Origin of the sequence: uncultured Shewanella sp., assembly GCF_947491715.1 — a bacterium.
Classification (GTDB): Bacteria; Pseudomonadota; Gammaproteobacteria; order Enterobacterales; family Shewanellaceae; genus Shewanella.
The window spans coordinates 1-19,649 of the sequence record NZ_CANLKR010000059.1 but is presented as its reverse complement, the minus strand read 5'-3'; the positions used below and the strand labels follow the sequence as shown (position 1 = coordinate 19,649).

The 19,649-nt window shown below is 41.8% G+C and carries 13 protein-coding genes and 1 pseudogene; 13 read left to right on the top strand and 1 reads right to left on the bottom strand.

Translation table 11 applies throughout. The features are described 5' to 3' along the window. The first annotated feature begins 135 nt into the window (after positions 1–135). From Q0779_RS22575 to Q0779_RS22525, 12 genes and pseudogenes are all read left to right on the top strand, one after another. Positions 136–1,152 (top strand): DUF4123 domain-containing protein, encoded by a 1,017-nt coding sequence (locus tag Q0779_RS22575; RefSeq protein WP_298776324.1) that lies wholly within the window; start codon positions 136–138, stop codon positions 1,150–1,152. A gap of 399 nt (positions 1,153–1,551) precedes the next feature. Then, positions 1,552–2,772 (top strand): MFS transporter, encoded by a 1,221-nt coding sequence (locus Q0779_RS22570; protein ID WP_298776322.1) that lies wholly within the window; start codon positions 1,552–1,554, stop codon positions 2,770–2,772. A 363-nt stretch (positions 2,773–3,135) separates the two neighbouring features. Then, positions 3,136–4,086: a DUF4123 domain-containing protein gene (locus Q0779_RS22565; protein ID WP_298776318.1), complete on the top strand. Its 951-nt coding sequence runs from the start codon at positions 3,136–3,138 to the stop codon at positions 4,084–4,086. Between the two features lie 80 nt (positions 4,087–4,166). Continuing rightward, on the top strand, positions 4,167–9,749 hold the full coding sequence (locus tag Q0779_RS22560) for an RHS repeat-associated core domain-containing protein (RefSeq protein WP_298776316.1): 5,583 nt from the start codon (positions 4,167–4,169) through the stop codon (positions 9,747–9,749). A gap of 5 nt (positions 9,750–9,754) precedes the next feature. Continuing rightward, positions 9,755–10,186: an SMI1/KNR4 family protein gene (locus tag Q0779_RS22555; protein ID WP_298776313.1), complete on the top strand. Its 432-nt coding sequence runs from the start codon at positions 9,755–9,757 to the stop codon at positions 10,184–10,186. Positions 10,187–10,336: 150 nt separating this feature from the next. After that, complete coding sequence (locus Q0779_RS22550; protein ID WP_298776311.1) at positions 10,337–11,035, top strand: hypothetical protein; 699 nt, start codon at positions 10,337–10,339, stop codon at positions 11,033–11,035. A 140-nt stretch (positions 11,036–11,175) separates the two neighbouring features. Beyond that, positions 11,176–11,940: an RHS repeat-associated core domain-containing protein gene (locus tag Q0779_RS22545; RefSeq protein ID WP_298776310.1), complete on the top strand. Its 765-nt coding sequence runs from the start codon at positions 11,176–11,178 to the stop codon at positions 11,938–11,940. Between the two features lie 9 nt (positions 11,941–11,949). Next, positions 11,950–12,423 (top strand): SMI1/KNR4 family protein, encoded by a 474-nt coding sequence (locus Q0779_RS22540; protein WP_298776308.1) that lies wholly within the window; start codon positions 11,950–11,952, stop codon positions 12,421–12,423. A gap of 125 nt (positions 12,424–12,548) precedes the next feature. Then, a pseudogene (locus Q0779_RS24045) lies at positions 12,549–12,749 on the top strand (RHS repeat domain-containing protein); the annotation flags it as partial. A 132-nt stretch (positions 12,750–12,881) separates the two neighbouring features. Beyond that, a complete protein-coding gene (locus tag Q0779_RS22535) occupies positions 12,882–13,667 on the top strand; it encodes an RHS repeat-associated core domain-containing protein (protein WP_298776306.1) in 786 nt (261 codons plus the stop codon). Beyond that, positions 13,667–14,113, top strand: a complete 447-nt coding sequence (locus Q0779_RS22530) for a hypothetical protein (protein ID WP_298776304.1) — start codon at positions 13,667–13,669, stop codon at positions 14,111–14,113. The genes Q0779_RS22535 and Q0779_RS22530 overlap by 1 nt, the downstream gene beginning before the upstream one ends. Positions 14,114–14,475: 362 nt before the next feature. Continuing rightward, positions 14,476–14,682, top strand: a complete 207-nt coding sequence (locus Q0779_RS22525) for a hypothetical protein (RefSeq protein ID WP_298776301.1) — start codon at positions 14,476–14,478, stop codon at positions 14,680–14,682. Between the two features lie 711 nt (positions 14,683–15,393). Here Q0779_RS22525 and Q0779_RS22520 read toward each other — a convergent pair. Continuing rightward, positions 15,394–15,969 carry an acetate uptake transporter gene (locus Q0779_RS22520; RefSeq protein WP_298776299.1) on the bottom strand — a complete coding sequence of 192 codons (576 nt, stop codon included), beginning with the start codon at positions 15,967–15,969 and terminating at the stop codon, positions 15,394–15,396. A 327-nt stretch (positions 15,970–16,296) separates the two neighbouring features. On the opposite strand from Q0779_RS22520, the gene Q0779_RS22515 reads away from it, so the two are divergent. After that, positions 16,297–19,649: amino acid adenylation domain-containing protein (locus tag Q0779_RS22515; protein ID WP_298776297.1), on the top strand; the 3,353-nt coding region annotated here is incomplete at its 3' end.

Sequence of the window (19,649 nt, the reverse complement as noted above, 5' to 3'; positions counted from 1 at the left end):
CAATAGCAATAGCAATAGCAATAGCAATAGCAATAGCAATAGCAATAGCAATAGCAATAGCAATAGCAATAGCAATAACAATAGCAATAGCAATAGCAATAACAATAACAATAACAATAACAGGGAAAGGGATGAATGGCTTCGAATTTAATGTCAAGTGAGCAGCAAGCAACACACAAGCAAACGGAACCTTCGATGGACAAGCTGTATCGCTTTTTTGATGTGCTTTCTATGGTGCAAGAGTTTGAGCTAGCTGAGGTTTCGCCTAGAAAACTATATTTGCTCATTGATACTGTGTGCGTGTCAGGCTTTTGGGATTATTGGAATAATGGTCAGCTTAAACAGAGTAAGGGCTGGTTGTATTTATTTGAACATAGCGCTTATCAAGGACTGATGCCCATGACGCCCTTACTGGTTGAGGTCGAAGAAGGTGAATTCGGTGAACGATTATTTTACTGGATCCTTGAGCAAGAAAAAGGCATTGAAAATTTTGGCTTAGTCATTGTCAGTCATTTGTCATTGACTGAATTACATCAGCAATGGCTGTTAAAACTCGATGCAATAACACCCAGTGGCGAAGAAGAATTGCTTCCAACTTACATGGTTCAGTGTTTATTGCCTTGGTGGAAAACTTTGCCGGATCACGACAAAAATGATTTTATGCAAGGTATGGATTATGTGTATGTGCCAGAAACCAAAGAAGGTGACTTACGCTTATTAGCACGAGTCAATGCTGACTTGCCCGGTGAAGCGAACTCTGTGAATAGCCCCTATCCATTAACAGAGGAGCAATATCAAATATTAATTGAACCTAAACGACACTATAGTATGGCGATAGAATTATTTTTTAGATTGTCGGCATATTTGACGGTTGAATTAAGTGTTGATCATATATATCACCTGTTTTTAGAGAGTATAAAACTGGCAAGAGAGCTTTTTCCTCATGAGGGACTTAAAGCTCATGAAACCTTTGCCACGCATCGATTCATACTGGGTACTGATTACCATCTTCACCCTGAATTTATACGTTTATCTGAGCAGCATGGCTTATACGAAGGTTTACGTTTGTTTCAGTCAACAATGCAATATCAGGCGGAGCTTGATAAAGATTACAATCGACCTGAATGGTTAATTGAAGAGAGTACTTCATAAACGGTTAGCTCAATATCAACTTGGTGACTGGTTTTAAGCATTAAACCTATGTAAATATACACTACATCATTGCCGATCATTCTGCTCTTTATTTACTGCATGGCCACGGAAGATATGCTCAGAGCCACGGGAGCCGTGTTGTGAAAGTGGTGACGTCAAATGGCGCGGCCAGTATTTTTTACAAAGAGATAGTCTGGGATAAATTCAAGCAGTTTAATGAGTAAAACTCCCCGCTCATCCGATTAGATAACCACGGTAAGCAATTGTGTTTTCGCTTGAAACATTCACCCCTGTGCATTTACTTTTTATTCAATAGCCTCTATAGATTAACCTGAGTGCAGAGTAAGGAAGTCGTTTCTGCACTCAGCTTCAACACAGACTATCGATGAAAGGGTCTTCATGAATAAGTCATTGTTTGTTTTATATTTGGTTATCTTTCTTGATGCGGCGGGGATGGGCATGTTTTTCCCTATCGTTAATAATTTAATTAATAACCCCTCGCAAGATTTTTTACCTGCTGGGACCTCATTAAGCCAGCGGAACCTCTACTATGGTGTGATGGTGGGGCTGTTTTTCTTATTTTGGTTTTTAGGTGCGCCATTTTTATCTCGATTGTCTGATGCCATTGGCCGAAAGCGGGCACTGTTTATTTGCCTCGTCGGTATGTTCATAGGTTATGGTTTAACCTTGCTCGCCATTGTGATTAAAAGCTTTTGGTTGCTGTTATTGGGGCGTATGGTTGCGGGCATAACATCGGGCAATCAAGCTGTGTCGCAAGCTGCCATCGTGGATATGAGTAATGAACACAATAAAGCACGATATTTAGGTTATACGGTGTCTGCGTTTGCATTGGGGATGATCTTAGGGCCAGCCATTGGCGGCATTTTTTCAGACAGTTTGCTGTCGCCAGACTTTAATAACCGTTTGCCCTTTGAGATTTTATTGGTGTTGATTGCATTGAATATTGGTTTACTGCTTTTATGGTTTAAAGAGCAGCAAACCCGTCGAGATAATTATCGATTTCATTTAACGGATTTTATTACCCAATTTTCGATTATTAAGCATAATCGATTGGTGAGGAATTTATCCATTGCATTTTTTACTATGCAATTTGCTTATAATATTTTTTATATCTTCATTTCAACCTTACTATTGAAGCTCTATCACTTTACGGTATTGAATAACAGTATGGTGATGATTTTATACGGTATCTCAGCAGCGTTTGGAGGAATGGTGTTAGTGCCCTTTATGCATAAACGCTTTGAGTCTAAACTCATTATTCAGCTGGGTGTGTTGATCATGGCGCTGATGTGTTTGGTGCTGACTGTGTTTAATAAAGCGTATTTGCCTTATATTGTGGTGGTTATTTTTATGCTGGGTTTTTCGCTGGCGTATACCACTATGTTGAAACTCTTTTCCGATGCTGTGGATGAGAAAAGTCAAGGTTGGGTGATGGGGATCACTGTGTCTTTATTTACCAGTGGATGTGCAATAGTGTCTATTTTAGGGGGCGCATTGATGAATATTTCTACTCACGCACCGATGATCCTAATGACACTGGTTTATTTCTTTGCGTTAGTTTTAGTCAGTGGGTTACAACTGCAAAAGTCATCTGAGTAATCATTTTTATGACTTGAACTCATTCTTAAATAAGCTATTTTTTTAGCAATATCAGCTTCGTTTCTTCTTTTTTCTTCGTATCATGGCTTTCAGTCTTTAGGCAATTTATTGCCCGCTGGGCAACTTATTGCTCGTTTTGAGCAATTTATTGCCCAGAGTGAAGGCGTTAATTTTAACAATGTTATATAAATCATTAACATACCTTTTGGCATGTAAACTGCTTATTGCTTTACTGTTTGGTAAAGGTTTGCTGCGTACTCATAGCTTGCTGTTTATCAAAGGTTGGATGTGTACTCAAGGTTCGCTGTGAATGCATCGAGTGTTAAAGAGAATAAAGGTGAATAAAAAGGAAGCCATTTTTATATGGATACAATCGATAATCCCCTGTTAATCACTGCAAGCCATAGCCATGAATATTGGCTGGAAAGCGTGAAGCATGGAGGCTGTTTTATTTTAGCGGAAACCGTGCTGAATGAATGGATCCCCAGTATTAGTGATGAATTAACTCAAGGTCGCGGTGAAGCTTGCCGTTTGTATTGGGGGGAAGCAGGTCGGATCCATGGATCGATTTCACCGTATTTATTGCCAGTAACCACTGATAATTGGTCGCAAATCGAAGAAGAAGTCTGTTATCAAGACGGCTGGGGAGTCGCGATTATACTTGATAAGCAGCAAAATGCTTTGACTCCCGCCCAGCAATTTAATGCGTTACTGAGCCATTTGCGCCAATGGACCGTCGTTGACACCAATGACGGTCAGCAAGTCTTGCGCTTATCGGACTGGCAAGTGCTATCCACTTTGTTGCAGGCCAGTGATGCACAAGCATTATTCGCTTTATTTGGTCAGATTGACGGTTTTATGTATATCCGGCCTGAGCAAGCAAAGAAAGAGACCGATGACAAGCGAACGTTAGCACCGTGGCAATCGCTGCAGGCATTGAATAAACAGCCCGTTGAAGTTGACGCTAAGTGGCCGAAGACATTGAGCCAGCCTCAGCAGTTGGCCCTTGCACAAATGACGCGAAAAGAGCAGTACCAAGAATATCAAGCGCATTTACATCAACACCATGGGGAAACGAAAGAGTGGAATGATAAGCAAATGTGGGCGTTTATTGAAGAGCAAATGACCTTATCGACAGGCTTTGGGTTTAATAACCCCCAAGATAAGGTGCGTTTTTTAAGCTTGTCCGTGGTATTTGGCCAAGACTTTGTTGAGCAGCCTTGGGCGAAGTCGGTGCTCACACAGAATAAGCAAAAAGGCGCAGTGGGTAAAATGGATAAATTACATGAAGCGGCCATGACGCAGTTAAGTTAATGGATCAAAGTGAAGCCGTTTGAGCGAACACTAATCGAATGAGCAGGTAAGCCAAAATAGTTGAAAGGAAACGCGTCAGTATGGGCAGTGATAATAATAGTAATAACAGTACCGCAAACAATAGCCAGAATAAAAAAGCCGAACTGATCTCCAGCTCAGAAGCGGCCAAGAAAAATTTCAGCACCAATAATACCTTATCCGGCGGTTGCACAGAGTGTGGCTGCAGTGCGTTGATTTATTATCATTATGACGATGGCAAGCCTGTGCCTAATGCCCCTTTTGAGCTAACAGACAGTAATAATACCAAGGTGACGGGAAAAACCGATGATAAGGGCTTGTGTCTCATTGAAGACATGGGCTGCGGCAGCTTTGATTTATTGCTTGAAGAGGGGAGCGATGAGTTTAAGGCGCCCGAGACTGAAATCAATAACCCAGTCTTGCAGGCTAACCCCGAATATGCGGCGTTGGCGGGTGAGTATTTTAGCTTATTCGTTATTTTACAAAATAAAGGTTATATCGTTTACGATGCCGATGACAGTAATAATAACAAGGTCGATGTGGATGACACTAGCCTCTTTTTAAACATTCCCGATGAATATGAGCCCGCCTATGAACGTTTTTGGGAGTTGAATGAACAGATCAACGACGGCAGTTTAGCCTTAAGGCAATCGGTTAATAAAATTCATACTAGCTTGCCTGCTGAGGTGAGCAGTGATGCCAATGATAATTCATCTATTTTATTGTTTTGCGAAATCGCACTCGGGTTTGTACCTGTGGTGGGTCAAGCCATGGATTTATATGACGTGGGTCAGTGGGGCTGGACGACCTACAGCGAAGAGGCGAGCCGCAGCGATCCCCTGCACTGGGCCATGGGCACCTTAGCCATTATCGGATTTGTGCCAGGCCTAGGTGATGCCCTTAAAAAGACAGGTAAAACGATTATTAATGCGCTGCAAAAGAGTGACAATAAAGCCATTCAAAAGGGCATTAAAGCGCTGCGCAGTTTATCCAATGGCAACGTAGTGACATTTTTAAGTGGCTTTGCCAGCAAAATTAAAGAATATGGCAATAAGGCGCTGGATCTACTCAATCAAATCATTGCAGGCTTAAAAAAAGCCCTCAACAATGCCGCAAAAAGTAACTGGATTGTCAGATTATTGAAAGATGGCTTTGATGGCATGATCAAAGCCATGGAGATGTTGTCGAAAAAAGTCGATGAAATGCTGGATTGGGTGGCTAAAAAAGTTGATGAATTTATTGAGAAAATCTTCACTAAGCTCAGTGGTACTCCCAGACCTAAAGGCACCAAAGATCCGTTGGAACCTGTGAATGCCGGTAAAGCGGACGTCAATAAAAACACCACAGAGGTGGTGCAGAAAAAAGATAAAGTTAAGCAGCATAATAATACTGCTAAGACAGATAAAGCGGAAAAGTGTAAGGGGGATCCTGTGGATATGGCCACAGGCAATGCGGTGGAGTGGCGCACCGATTTTACCTTGCAAGGCTTAGTGCCGCTGATCCATAAGCGTTTTTATCATTCCGGTCAAGATAAAATTCCCGGATTATTGGGCCGCACTTGGCGCAGTAATTGGGACATGACGTTAACCCTTACTGATGGCATGGTGGTGTTTACCGACGATAAAGGCGGTGAGGCCCATTATGTTTTGCCCGATGAGGGCGGCTCAGAGCGAGCACCCCACATGCCCAAATGGCGCCTTGAGCGATTAAAAGGGCGCTTATATATGCGTCACCTCGATGGCACGGTTTATGGTTTTAATCATACGGGCTTTAATCCTATCCTTGTTGATAAGAGTGTCGGTAACAGTGCCGACAAGAGTGTCGATAGCAGTGCTGATGAAAGTGCCAATAACAGTAAGGATAATAACGCGGCGGCAACTAGAGGTAAAAGCACGCTGTTACTCACCAGCATTAGCGACGCCAACGGCAATGGGCTGCGGTTTATTTATGAGCGCACAAAACTAAAGTGGATCCACTTAGGTGCTGATCTCAGTGCTAATTCCAGTGATAAGCAGCAAGGCATTAAGGTTGAATTACATAAAGGTCGCATCGAGGCGCTGACTTTATGTGATGAGAATAAACACCCCCTTAAAGCCTTGGCACGTTTTAGCTATAACCGCGCAGGGCAATTAGTTAAGGTCAGGGGGGATGCGGGTAAGAATTTTGATTATGAGTACGACCATCAAGATAATTTATTGCGTTGGTCAGACTTAGATAAAACCTGGATTGAACACACTTATGATGAACAAGGCCGAACTTTAAGCACGCGAGGAAGTGATGGCCGCTGGCAAGATCAAACCCGGTATGATGATGCCAATAAGGTTATTTTTTATAAAAGTCCTCTAAAAGGTATTGAGTGCTTTTACCGCGATGAGCGTAACAACATCGTCAAACATATCGATGCCAATGGGTATGTCACGGTGTCGATATGGCAAGACAATCAGCTGGTGAGTGAAACCAATGCCCTAGGTGAACGGACAGAGTACACGTACGATGATTGGGGGCAAGTCACTAAGGTCATAGCCCCCGATGGCAGTGAGCAGCAATACACTTATAATGAAGATGGCTTATTGACTAGCGTCATTAACCCCTTAGGGGCGACTTGGCAATATGACTATGACGCGCAAGGCAACTTACTCAAGGCGCAAGATCCGCTAGGGGCGGCTTGGCATTACGGCTACAATTTAAAAGGTCAGCTCATCTCACGCACCGCCCCCGATGGCCTTTCAATGGCCTTTAGTTATACCGCTCAAGGTCAAATTGAGTCGATATTACCGCCACTGGGCCATAAAATTGGCTTTCATTACGACACCTTAGGTCGCTTAACCGAGCGCCGCACTTTTGTTAAAGGTGAAGCGCAGCCTTCAGCCTCTCTAAATCAAGAGCCTTTTGACGGTAATAAGCAAGAGCCCTCAGCTGGTCGAGAGCCCTCAACGTCTTTTAATAAAGAGCCCTCAGCTGTTTTTAATAAAGAGTCCTCAGCTGCTTTTAATAAAGAGAAGCAGCTAGTCAGGCGCTGGAAATATCAAAATACTTCACCTACACCCGAAAAAGTGATTTTCGAAGACGGCACTGAGCAGCGCTTTGAATACGATATCGAAGGCAATCTCACCAAAGTTATCGATCCCCTCGGGCAAGTGTACGGTTATGAGTACGGCGCCTTTGATATGTTAAAGGTGAGCACCGATCCCTTAGGTCACCGCACTCTGTACATGTACAACGGCGATGGACAATTTTCGGGTGTCATTAATAGCCAAAAAGATCAATGGCGCTATGGCTACAACGAGGCTGGGCAAATTATTGAGGAGCGTCACTTTGATGGCCGTAAAACCCAATTTGCCTACGATGAGCTGGGCCGCGTGGCTAAGCGCACCACCCCCGATGGCGCGCAGCTGCGTTTTTATTACGATGCGCTTGGCCGTCTCATTCAAAAGCAAGCTTTTGCCTTGGCAAAGCCGCTAAACGATAAAAAAGCGGCTAAGCAAACGGCTCAAAAAACCACGCAAACAGCAGAAAAACCTCGTTACATAGTCGCGTCAAATACGTTCTTTGAATACGACGACGCCTCCCAACTCATCAAGGCCACGGTGGATGACAGTCGCCGCAAACGCGTGTCGACTGTAAATAGTGACTCAGCAAATAAGGTGGTGGTCGAATATGAATATGACTTAAGCGGTCGCCGCATAAAAGAGACCATCAACGGCCAAGTGCTCAGCAGTGAATACGATGCTGCTGGTGAGCGCATTGGGATAAACAGCCTTGAGCGGCCCTTAGAAAACGACAGCCTAGAGCGGTCCTTAGAGAATGACAGTCTTGAGCCTTCAGTTATAAACAGCCCTGAGCCTTCATTGATAAACAGTCCTTATCAAGTACAACTCGATTATCAGCAAGGGTTATTAAATGGCGTACAAATTAGCGAACATCAAGCCCTGCTATTTGAGCGCAACAACCAAGGCTTAGAGACCTTCCGCTCCAATGGTCAAGGATTTGATTTAGCTCAAGAGTGGAGCCTAGGCGGCGACTTACTCAGCCAGCAACTCATGGGCTATCAGCATGAGCATCACGCCCAGCACTCTCAGCATAAACAGAGTCAGAGTCAAGATCCTAATAGCAGTTTTGGTGGCAGTCGTGCCGATTTAAAAGGGCCAATCAAGCCGGACTCTTTCCAAGCGCTGCAACGCAGTTATCAGTATGATGCGCTGGCGCGCATTACTGAAATCGACGAATCCCATTGGGGTAAGAGCCAGTTTAAACATAACGCTAACGGCCAAATCACTCATCAAAAACACGAACAACCTTGGACCGAGGCAAAAGCCAGCATCAAGCAGTTCGACTACGATGAAGTGCAAAACTTGGTTGCCGTGAACGTCCTTGGCTCGGCTCATACCAGTGCTAATACAAGTGCTGTCGCTTCAAATAATACTGCCAATAAAAATGTCATCGACTTTGCCGCTAAGCGTCTTGAAAAACAGCTTAAGTACCAAAAAGGCGGCCGGGTCGAGCGCATCGGCGATCACACCTACCACTATGATCTCTGTGGCCGCGTATTTGAAAAGGTTACCAACAAGAAAGGCTTTCGCCCGCAAGTCACCCGCTTTGAATGGGACGAAGAAGACAGGCTCATTCGAGCAACAGTGCCCAACGGCGACACTTGGTTCTATCAATACGATGCCTTTGGCCGCCGTGTGGCCAAGATTAAGCAGCAGAGCGGGGAAGCTGGCAGTAAAAGAGCTAATCAACCCGAAAAAATCCATTACCTCTGGGATGGAGATAATTTAATAGAACAACAGCGTCGCTATGCCGATGGCACGCTTTATGACACCACACAATGGACCTACGAGCCGGAGAGTTTCCGTCCATTAGCCCAAAGAGTGATTAAGGAGACTGGCGCTGAACAAGGTAGTTTACCGCCTCAGCTGCATTACATTATTAACGACCATGCTGGCTCGCCAAGAGAGTTATGTTCAGAGGGCGGGCATGTGGAATGGCGCGGCAAGCAATCGTTATGGGGCGAGTTCAACTCGGTATCAAACACCCGCTTACCTGAACGCCAATACCTCGAACAAGCGGCCAATGACCCTGTCGGTTGCGATATAAGATACCAAGGTCAGGTTTTTGACGCAGAAACAAACCTTTACTATAACCGTCACAGATATTACGATCCGGACAGTTGCCAATATTTAACCCCAGACCCTATCGGCATGGCGGGAGGTCTTAGACCAAGCTCCTACGTAGATAATCCCATGGAGTGGGTTGATCCTTTGGGATTGGCTAAGTGTGCTTTAGGCAAATTACAAGAACGTGGATATAACGGGGTAAAACAAAATGAAAATATGGGATTGGATTATAGTGAAAGTAATGCATTATATGTCAATTCTAAAAAACCTGATGTCAACCCTATTCAAACAATAGAATATACTGGTAATTACCATGAAGATTTTAAAGCTGCAAACATGGCTGCTTTTGGTCAAAAGTCAACTCCTAAAGATTATGTTTGGCATCATGTTGATGATTATGACTCTGCTACAAATAAAGGTACTATGCAATTGGTTCACAAAGATGCACATAGGGGAATTCCTCATAGCGGAGGTGTAAGCCAATATAAGCAAGCTACAGGAAATAAATATATTTTTAAAACATGGTGATTAAAATGAGTAAACTTGATTTTGATTTATGTGATGAACAGATTACAGAGCTCACATGGGGTACTTTAGAGAAAGAAATAGGGTATAAATTACCGTTAGGAATGAAGAAACATTACATGAAATTTAATGGTGGTCAACCTACACCGTCATGTGTACATGATAAAAATCATTTATTTCCTGTTAACGCATTTGATTCAGTAGATGATATTATTAAAAATTTCAAATGGGCTACCGAAGACTCTTTACCTGTGGGCTTTAAAGTTGGGGAATTGATAACTTTTGCTTATGATCCTGGATCGGGGAGTTTTGCTGTTTCTTTAAAAGAGGAGGAGCTTGGTCGAATTTATTTTTATGTATTGGAAGAGGAGGCTTCTATTTATGGAGAATGGGATTCATTTGAAGAGTTTATAAACTCTTTTGTAGAAGAACCTGAGTAATACACTAATAATTGTCCCCCCCTCTACAGAAAGGCCAGTATTGCTTTTTTTGACATAGAAACTGAGCCAAAATCTTAACAGACTTTGGCTATTAGGTAATAATTATGGATTTGGTTATTTGTTATGCTGGGTTGAGCTATTTTTCAGTGAATGAAAGGTCTAATTAAGCCCGATTCTTTTCAAGCCCTGCAGCGCCGTTATCAGTATGATGCGTTAGCGCGCATTACTGAAATCGATGAACCTCACTGGGGCAAGAGTCAGTTTAAGCACAATGCCAATGGCCAAATCACCCAGCTTACTCAGCAAGCGCCTTTGAGCCAGCGCGCCGACGTAAAGCAATTTGATTACGACGAAGTGCAAAACCTCACCGCCGTTAATCAGCTTGACCTGTCTAATGCCAGTGCTAATGCCAGCAATTATGCTGCGCAAGTTAAAGCGGCCAATCCACTGGTAAGGCCTAACAGCAATATTATTGATTTCGCCGCTAAACGCTTAGAAAAACAGCTTAAGTACCAAAAAGGCGGCCGCGTCGAGCGCATCGGCGAGCACACCTACCACTACGATCTCTGTGGCCGCGTATTTGAGAAAGTCACTGATAAAAAGGGGTTTAGACCTCAAGTGACAAAATTTGAATGGGATGAAGAAGATAGGCTGATTAAAGTTTGTGTGCCCAACGGAGACACTTGGTCTTCTTGTCAACAAAGAGTCAATACGATGCGTTTGGCAGACGAGTTAGTAAGGTCAAACAAGCTAAAGCAGACTCAAATAAGGGTGAAAATAAAGCCAGCCGAATCCATTACCTCTGGGACGGCGATAATCTCATCGAACAGCAGCGCCGCTTTTTATTAAGGGCTTAGGCAGATGGCTGTTTGTATGACACCACGCAGTGGCCAATGCTGAAGGCATGAGATGTTATTAAGAGTGAGTCAGAGAGTTTTCGTCCATTAGCTCAGCGAGTCATAAAGGAGGTTGATCCTGAGCAAGGCTGTTTGCCGCCTCAGTTGCATTATATTATTGCTGATCATGCTGGATCGCCTAGGGAGTTATGCTCAGAGGACGGACATGTGGAATGGCGGGGTAAGCAGCAACTGTGGGGCGAGTTCAAGAGCATCAGTGATAGCCGCCTGCCGGAAAGGCAATATCTGGAGGAGGCTGCTAATGATCCCGTCATTTGTGATCTCAGGTATGGGCAAGTGTATGATTCTGAAACGGGATTGTATTACAATAGGTTTAGGTATTATGATCCGGACAGCTGTCAGTATTTAACCCCAGACCCAATAGGTATGGCGGGGGGATTGCGTCCAAGTTCTTATGTACACAATCCTATGGAGTGGGTGGATCCTTTGGGGTTGTCTCGTTATCCAGGAGTTGACTTTACAGGTTCTTCTGAGTTATTCCCTGTGAACAATAGCCAAAGTAATATAGTTAAAATACCTATGCAAGGCTCCAGAGGTCGAGATTTTACGCAGTCTTTTAAGGCTGCAGGTATTGCTAGAAAAGATGCTAAAGGTTACACATGGCATCATGTTGATGATTTTGATCCTAATACAGGTTATACGACGATGCAATTGGTTAAACGTGAGGCTCATGAAGCAACATTTCCTCATGGGGGATCGGTCTCTCAATATGAAAAACACTTTGGTGTGGAATATGATTCGCAGGAAGCAATATTAACATCTAAAGAAAACGGTTGGCTTAAAGGGGCTGAGCCTAAATCCAAACCAAAAAAATGTTGTGCTTTAAATATTAAATAAAGGTGGGTTATGCCAATGATTATTTTTTCTGATTGTGGCCGAAAATTGTCAATTGAGGAAATTACAAGCTTGGAGAAGAAGTTGGGTGTGACTTTTTCAGAGGACATAAAAAATTATTATCTTAAACATAATGGAGGTACTCCAGAACCTGATACTTTCCCTGCTACAGATGAATATGAACCAATAATAATTTCCAGTTTTTTGTCTATGAAAGAGGATTCTTCGGGCGGTGGTACATTAGAAGAAACATATGAAAAGGGGATTTCTAAAGGATACTTACCTAATGATTTAGTTCCATTTGCTGTTGATTGGGGAAATAATTATTTGTGTTTTGATTCAATGGGGAAAGTATATTTCTTTGCAACCGACTCTTGGTTTGATGACTTGAGTACAGAAGAAAATATAAATAAGAATAAAAGATTATTGTGTGACACATTTAATCAGTTTATCAATTCATTAGTGGATGAAGATGAAGCGTATTGATAATGTCAAATAACTAAGCTACCCATAGCTAAATGAGCGTTAGATGCTCGTTGTAAGTGGCTTAGTTATGCTTTAACGCCCAACGATCTCAATGGTGATCTCGATATCAACAATATAACGATGCTGGGCAAATTATTGAGGAGCGGCATTTCGATGGCCGCAAAACCCAATTTGCCTACGATGCCTTTGGACGAAGAGTGGCTAAAATCAAGCAATCAGGAAAAGAAACTCAGGAAAGTAGGATCAATAAACCGTCTCAAATACAGTACTTCTGGGACGGCGATAATCTCATCGAACAGCAGCGCCGCTTTTTATTAAGGGCTTAGGCAGATGGCTGTTTGTATGACACCACGCAGTGGCCAATGCTGAAGGCATGAGATGTTATTAAGAGTGAGTCAGAGAGTTTTCGTCCATTAGCGCAGCGAGTCATAAAGGAGACCGCTCCTGAGCAAGGCAGTTTGCCGCCTCAGTTGCATTATATTATTGCTGATCACGCAGGCTCACCTAGAGAGTTATGTTCAGAAGATGGACACGTCGAGTGGCGGGGTAAGCAGTCGTTATGGGGCGAGTTCAACTCGGTATCAAACAGCCGTCTACCAGAGCGGCAATATCTGGAGGAGGCGGCTAATGATCCTGTGGTTTGTGATCTACGCTACCAAGGGCAAGTGTATGATTCTGAAACCAACTTGTACTATAATCGCCATCGCTATTACGATCCTGATAGCTGCCAGTATTTAACACCAGACCCTATCGGCATGGCAGGTGGATTGCGTCCAAGTTCCTATGTGCACAATCCCATGGAGTGGGTGGATCCGTTAGGACTGGCCAGTTGTCCTAAAGGACGTGAAGCAGAGAAAAACGAGAGAAGACAACGACATCATTCAACCTCGGGAGAGTATGATAAACATACAAAAGCATCATCTGTTAACGAGGCAAAAAGTAAGTCCTCAAATGGAGGAGCTGCACAATATTGGAGTGATGAATTACCTGATAAAGCAACAGAAAGTAATGTAACAGCTTTTAGGAACAAAATAGAAAAAGAAGGTTTACGAAATGGTGTTCGGGTTCCTCAGGATGGTGGTTCTGATTACTACGTATATGATGCTGGTAGAACAATCGGATATAATGAAGGTAAAGCAACGCAGTTTATGCGAGTTGAGGTTACAAAAAATCCTAACCCTGAATTTCATGGACATCCTATTTCCGAAGGAAAATATAATTCATATTTAAAAGGTGCTAATTGATGGATTTTAGAAAGTTATTTCAACCTGTTCGTGAGTTTTATGTTCCGAGTGGATGGCAAGTGGATAAAAATAATGTTTTTTATTTAGATAAAGATAGCTTTGAAAATATTCAATGTGAAAATCAGAGGTTTTTAGCTAAAGAATTTTTCATTAATTATACTGTTTTTTATAGCAAACATGAACTTTTGAAAGATAATAACATGGTGGTTTGTGTTGTGGATGCAGGATGTAGGGTCACAGATTGGGATAATTTTATATTAGAATATGATATTAACTTAAATGTGTGGCTTAAAGGAAAGAAAAAACGCACAAAATTAATAGAAAAAACGTGCCTTGCTCATTCTCCAGATGAAGCAGCAAGAAAACTTTCTGATTTTATGGAAGACTATTACAATGAAAAATACATTGATTTTACGACAGGTAAGCTAAAAGAAATGATTGAATAGGGAAAATGTAATCAACAGTCAAGATAAAATTAATGGGAAAGGGCTTAAAGCCCTTTTCTTTTTAAGCGTATTTAAATCCATTACCTCTGGGACGGCGATAATTTAATTGAACAGCAGCGTCTCTTCTCATGAAAGCCTTAGGCCGATGACATCCTTTACGACACCACCCAGTGGCCAATGCCGAAGGCATGAGCTTTCATAAAGAGCGAACCGGATTCGTTCAGGCCACTGGCGCAGCGGGTGATAAAAGAGACTAATGTCGAACAAACTAATCTCGCTCCCCAACTTCACTATATCATCAATGATCATGCTGCTCTTTATTTACTGCATGGCCCCGAGAGCTTTGTAGTGAAGATGGACACGTGGAATGGCGGGGTAAACAGTCGTTATGGGGCAGCTTTGATAGCATTAGCGATAGTTTGAGTAATAAACCTGAACGCCAATACCTTGAACAAGCCGCCAATGATCCTGTGGTATGCGACTTACGTCTCTTTATTATAAGGAAGTGGGCCAAGTCTATGATGGTGAGACTGGGTCATTCTTTGGGTAAAGAGTTACAACCGATATAGCTATTATGATCTCGACAGCTGCCAATATTTATCACCCGATCCGATAGGCATGGCGGGTGGATTGCGTCCTAGCTCCTACGTGCAGCTAATATATAAATCTCATGCTCTTTAGAGCGGGCCATGAAATGGGTGGCTCCCTTGGAATTGACGGAAGCGCATGGGGAAGAAATTTTTAGATAAAAGAAAAAAATCTAAAAAAAGATAAGAGAACAGATCATTTACAGACTGTACTTGAGCATGATAAAGATGGTAATGAGATTATGTATCGCTCAATGTCTTAAGGGCATGTTGAACACCTAAATCAAATTGGTGAACTTCTACCTACCACTGAAACGTCAACTTCACCTCCTCAGGATCCACTGGTCAACTAAAAGTATCCAATTTGGGTTGACCAGTACACAAAGGGCTGGGTGAAAAAATTGGCTGAAGCTGAAATAGAAAATGGATTAAAATGTTTTTTGGGGTTGGGATCTTGAGTCTATCTAAGGTTTGCTTTGTATTAACAGATATGGATCCTTACTATCATATCGAAGCACTTGATTCGTTTCATCAACCACAGAAGATTCTAACGATGATGAGGTGAAATACTGCTTAGTAATGCGACTTGTGTGAACGAATGGGTGATGCTTTTTGATGATGTAAGTGTCAATGGCTCAATATGGCGTTGAGAAAAGAGCAGCAATAATAGATTTTATGCTGCTATTTTGCACTTTAAACGGCTTTTAAATGTTTTTCGCCTATGGGTAAAACAGCTCGGCCAAATTGCTCTGAAAGGACTTGTGCCATGGCTAAGTAAATGGCTAATGCGCCGACAAGAATACCTTCATAAGCTGCAATCATACCGATGAAAGTATTATGGGTGAAGTCTCGAAGGGCTAATAAGAAAAAGAGTAATGTTAGGCCCGCAAAAATAGCTTGTTTAACGCGGTTATACTTGAATGTTCCTATTGTCATCAATAAGGTAAATATTCCCCACATGAATAAATAGCACCCCATATAGGCTGATGGTGTTGCATCGGCTATTCCCACTTTAGGCATAATGAGCAGTAGGACTAAACTCCACCAGAAGAGTCCATAAGAGATAAAGGCCGTCATACCAAAAGTATTGTTGCGGCGATACTCCATTATTCCGGCAATAATTTGTGCGAGTCCGCCGTAACACAATCCCATTGCTAAGATCATGGCACTAATAGGAAAAAATCCGGCGTTATGAATGTTGAGTAAAACGGTGGTCATGCCAAAACCCATGAGTCCGAGCGGTGCGGGGTTTGCGAATGATTGTTGCAAGAGTATGCTCCAAAATAATGATAAATAAAGGTGTTTGAAATTCCTTTTTTTATTCCACAATTCGATGTGAGAAAGATAAATTTCGATTGGGAAGGTAGGTTCCAGTGCGTTTAATTATAGGGACTCTGTTAATGTGCAGCAATTGACACTTTAGTCTTACTTAAAATGAAATGGGTTAAATAGTCTATGATTATATTGAGCCTACTTTAGTGTTAATGGCTTAATGCTAAAGTAGAGGTTGTTTACGGATAAACTGTATTACCACTCTTTCATGAATAGAATAGTGGGCTTCATTAGGGTTTATCAGTACTAGAAGGTGCTGTCTCTATGTCTAATATATCAAGGATTAATTCCTCTTCGACGCTTTTTCCCTTCCATAGTGCCCAAGAAAATGTTTACTTTGAGCAAGTTATCTTGCCTAACAATCCAATGTATAATATAGGATGTTATTCTGAAGTCCAACAAGTATATGATTTAAATAAGTTACAGCTAGCTTGGCAATTGTTAATCGATCATGCCGATGCGTTAAGGCTTGAGTTGGTACAACAAGATAATGGTGTTCCTTTACAGAAGATATTACCTCAAGGCGATATCATTGGAAATATTGAATTTATTGATTTTTCTGATAAAAGCTCCCCTCATTGTGAGGCAAAGAAATGGATGGCTAGACAATACCGAAAAGTATTTCGTTTAGACAGAGGGGAGAGATTTCAGCTGGCAGTCATTAAATTGAGTACGAGAAAATGTTATTTATTTTCTCGTTTTCATCATTTGTTTGTCGATGGAATTGCCGTTTATCGTATTTATGAGCAATTAAATTATATTTATTCAAAAGTGGTTAAAAATGAGTCGCCTCACTTTATTCATTATTTACCTCAATATGAAGTCGAAGTGCAAAAATCACTTGCGTATTTACAATCAAATCGCTACTTGAGGGATAAGGAGTATTGGCAGGCCTTTTTAAATGATAGAACACCCACTTATTTGCCCCAATACTACAAACAACAGGGCAGTGAATGTCATAATATAGAATTATCGACTCAATTAAGCTATCAGATAAGGGCATTTTGTGAACAATCAAAATTAAGCGTATTAACTGCTTTGATGGGGGGAGCTGCATTGTTTTTCTCTCGTCACCTCGGTCTCAGTGATGTTGTTATTAGTACCCCTTTACACGGTCGCCGTGGACAGCAGGCAATGAGAGTGATTGGTATGCATTCTGATGCTGTCATGCTTGCGTTGCATATTAATGAGTCGTGGTCATTTGATACATTGTTAGCTGAGTCGAATAAAACATTTAAACGAGCCATTCGATATTGTCAATTTCCGCAGAGCCATCTCTCACGGTTAAATAGTGATAAGGAAGTCTTAAGTAGTGATATTAGTTTAAATTATGAACTGTATGATTTTAATGATCGTGCATTTGATATTGGTGAGATTGTTCATTTAAGTCCTGAAGATAGCCATACCCCACTAGAAATCCGTTTTATTGATTTTACGGATAAAGATCATTTGATATTAAGGGTTAATTATCACAAACAGTACTTTTCGTCCTGTGAAATAGAAAGATTAGCCGATACATTAATACGCTATATTGCTGAAGGAATACATGATTGTGAGAAGCCAATTTACACATTAAAAGAGGTTTCTGAGAAAGATTGTGATGTTTTACTGCAAAGGCAGCAGCAGAGTGTAAAGCTTTATGAAGAAAAGCAAACCGTTTCCCAATTGTTTGAAAATCAAGTGATACGCACACCTGATAATCTTGCACTGGTTTATAACGAATTGACATTGACTTATCGTGAACTGAATCAAAGAGCGAATCAATTAGCTCATTATCTTCGTCGCCGGTTTGAACTTGTGTTTCAAACACCGTTACGAGCCGATATGTTATTTGCACTGTATTTAGATAGAAGTGTGGAGATGGTGATCAGCATATTAGCGGTTATGAAAGCTGGAGGGGCTTATGTTCCCATTACCCCAGGAGCACCTCAGGCGCGGGTTATGTTCATGATTGAAGATACGGCTGCACCTTTTATTATTACGAAAGCTTGTTATGCAAAGGAATTAAATGAATGGTTACAGTTTGGCCATCAAGAAACGAATTGTACGCTTGTTATTGCAGATGATGAGAGTTTGTCTAAACAGCCACAGCGGGATCTTGTTCCTATTCATCAAGTCAGTGACTTAATCTATGTCATCTATACATCGGGTACGACAGGAAAGCCTAAGGGAGTAATGATAGAGCACCGAAGTGTGAGTAACTTGATTTTTTTTATTGTTGATACTCATCAACTTAAATCAGGTACCCAAACGCTGTTTTTTTCTAATTATGCATTTGATGCCTCTGTATTTGAAATATTTCCCAGCCTTTGCTCAGGATCTACAATGACAATAGTGCCTACTCAGGCACAGTCGGATATTGATGCGCTACTGGCATTAATTCAGCAAAATAATATTACTAAAGCGTTTTTACCTACTGCTATTGTGAATACGTTTTCAGAGGCCCTTGCACAATCAAATTTAGAGGTTTTGCATACCGGAGGAGAAGTACTGCACCCTTTATCGTGTTTACCTACTCCCCTCTTTTTTAATCAATATGGGCCCACAGAAACGACAGTTTGTGCGACTCAAAAGACCATTACTGATCCCCATTGTGTGGGCATTGGGCAAGCGATTTCGAATACTTTTCTTTATATTTTGAATAAACAAAAAGCATTAACCGCTATTGGGGCTGAGGGAGAATTGTATATTGGTGGTGTAGGCGTCGCCAGAGGGTATTTAAATAGACCAAGTTTAACAAAAGAAAATTTCATTACGGATCCGTTAGAGCAAAATACAAGGTTGGGTACTCAGGCTTCCTATCTCTATAAAACCGGTGACTTGGTTCGTTATCTATCCGATGGAAGCTTAATGTATTTAGGACGGAATGATGCTCAAGTTAAAATTCGCGGTCATCGAATTGAACTGGGTGAAATCGAAACAGCATTAGAAGAAATAGGCGGTATTAAGCAAGCGGTAGTTATCGACTATAAATCAGAAAATAGTCATTTTTTAGCCGCTTTCGTGGTGCCTGAAATGGCTTTTGACTCCATTCACTTTAAAAATGATCGCCGTTCAATATCACGTCATATTTCAGAATTGGCATTATCGTTAGATACCCATTCTCTCTTGGATGTGTTAGTGGATAAGTTGCCTGAGTACATGATCCCAAGCAGTGTGACAGTGCTTGATAAAATTCCATTAACGATGAATGGCAAGTTGGATAAAGAGGCGCTGCCTGAGCCTATACTGGTTAATGATGAAGACTACGCGCCGCCTCGTAATGAGGTTGAGCGGCAGCTATGTCAAATTTGGCAAGAGGTGCTTGGACTGGAACAAGTAGGGATACATGATAATTTCTTTCATATCGGTGGGAACTCTATCAGTGCAATCAGGTTAAATGCTAAAGCCAGAGAGATTGCCAATATTGATATTCCACTGGCTGAATTATTTACTCATTCAAATATTGCTCTATTAGCCGCTAATCTCAGTCATCAACAATTTCAGATCCCGAAAAGGGATGTCAGCCTCCAAACACCACTCTCGTTTGCCCAAGAGCGGTTATGGTTTATTGAGCAATTTGAGGGAGGCAGTGATGCTTATCATATGCCTTATTTGGTGCGCTTACGGGCGACAAC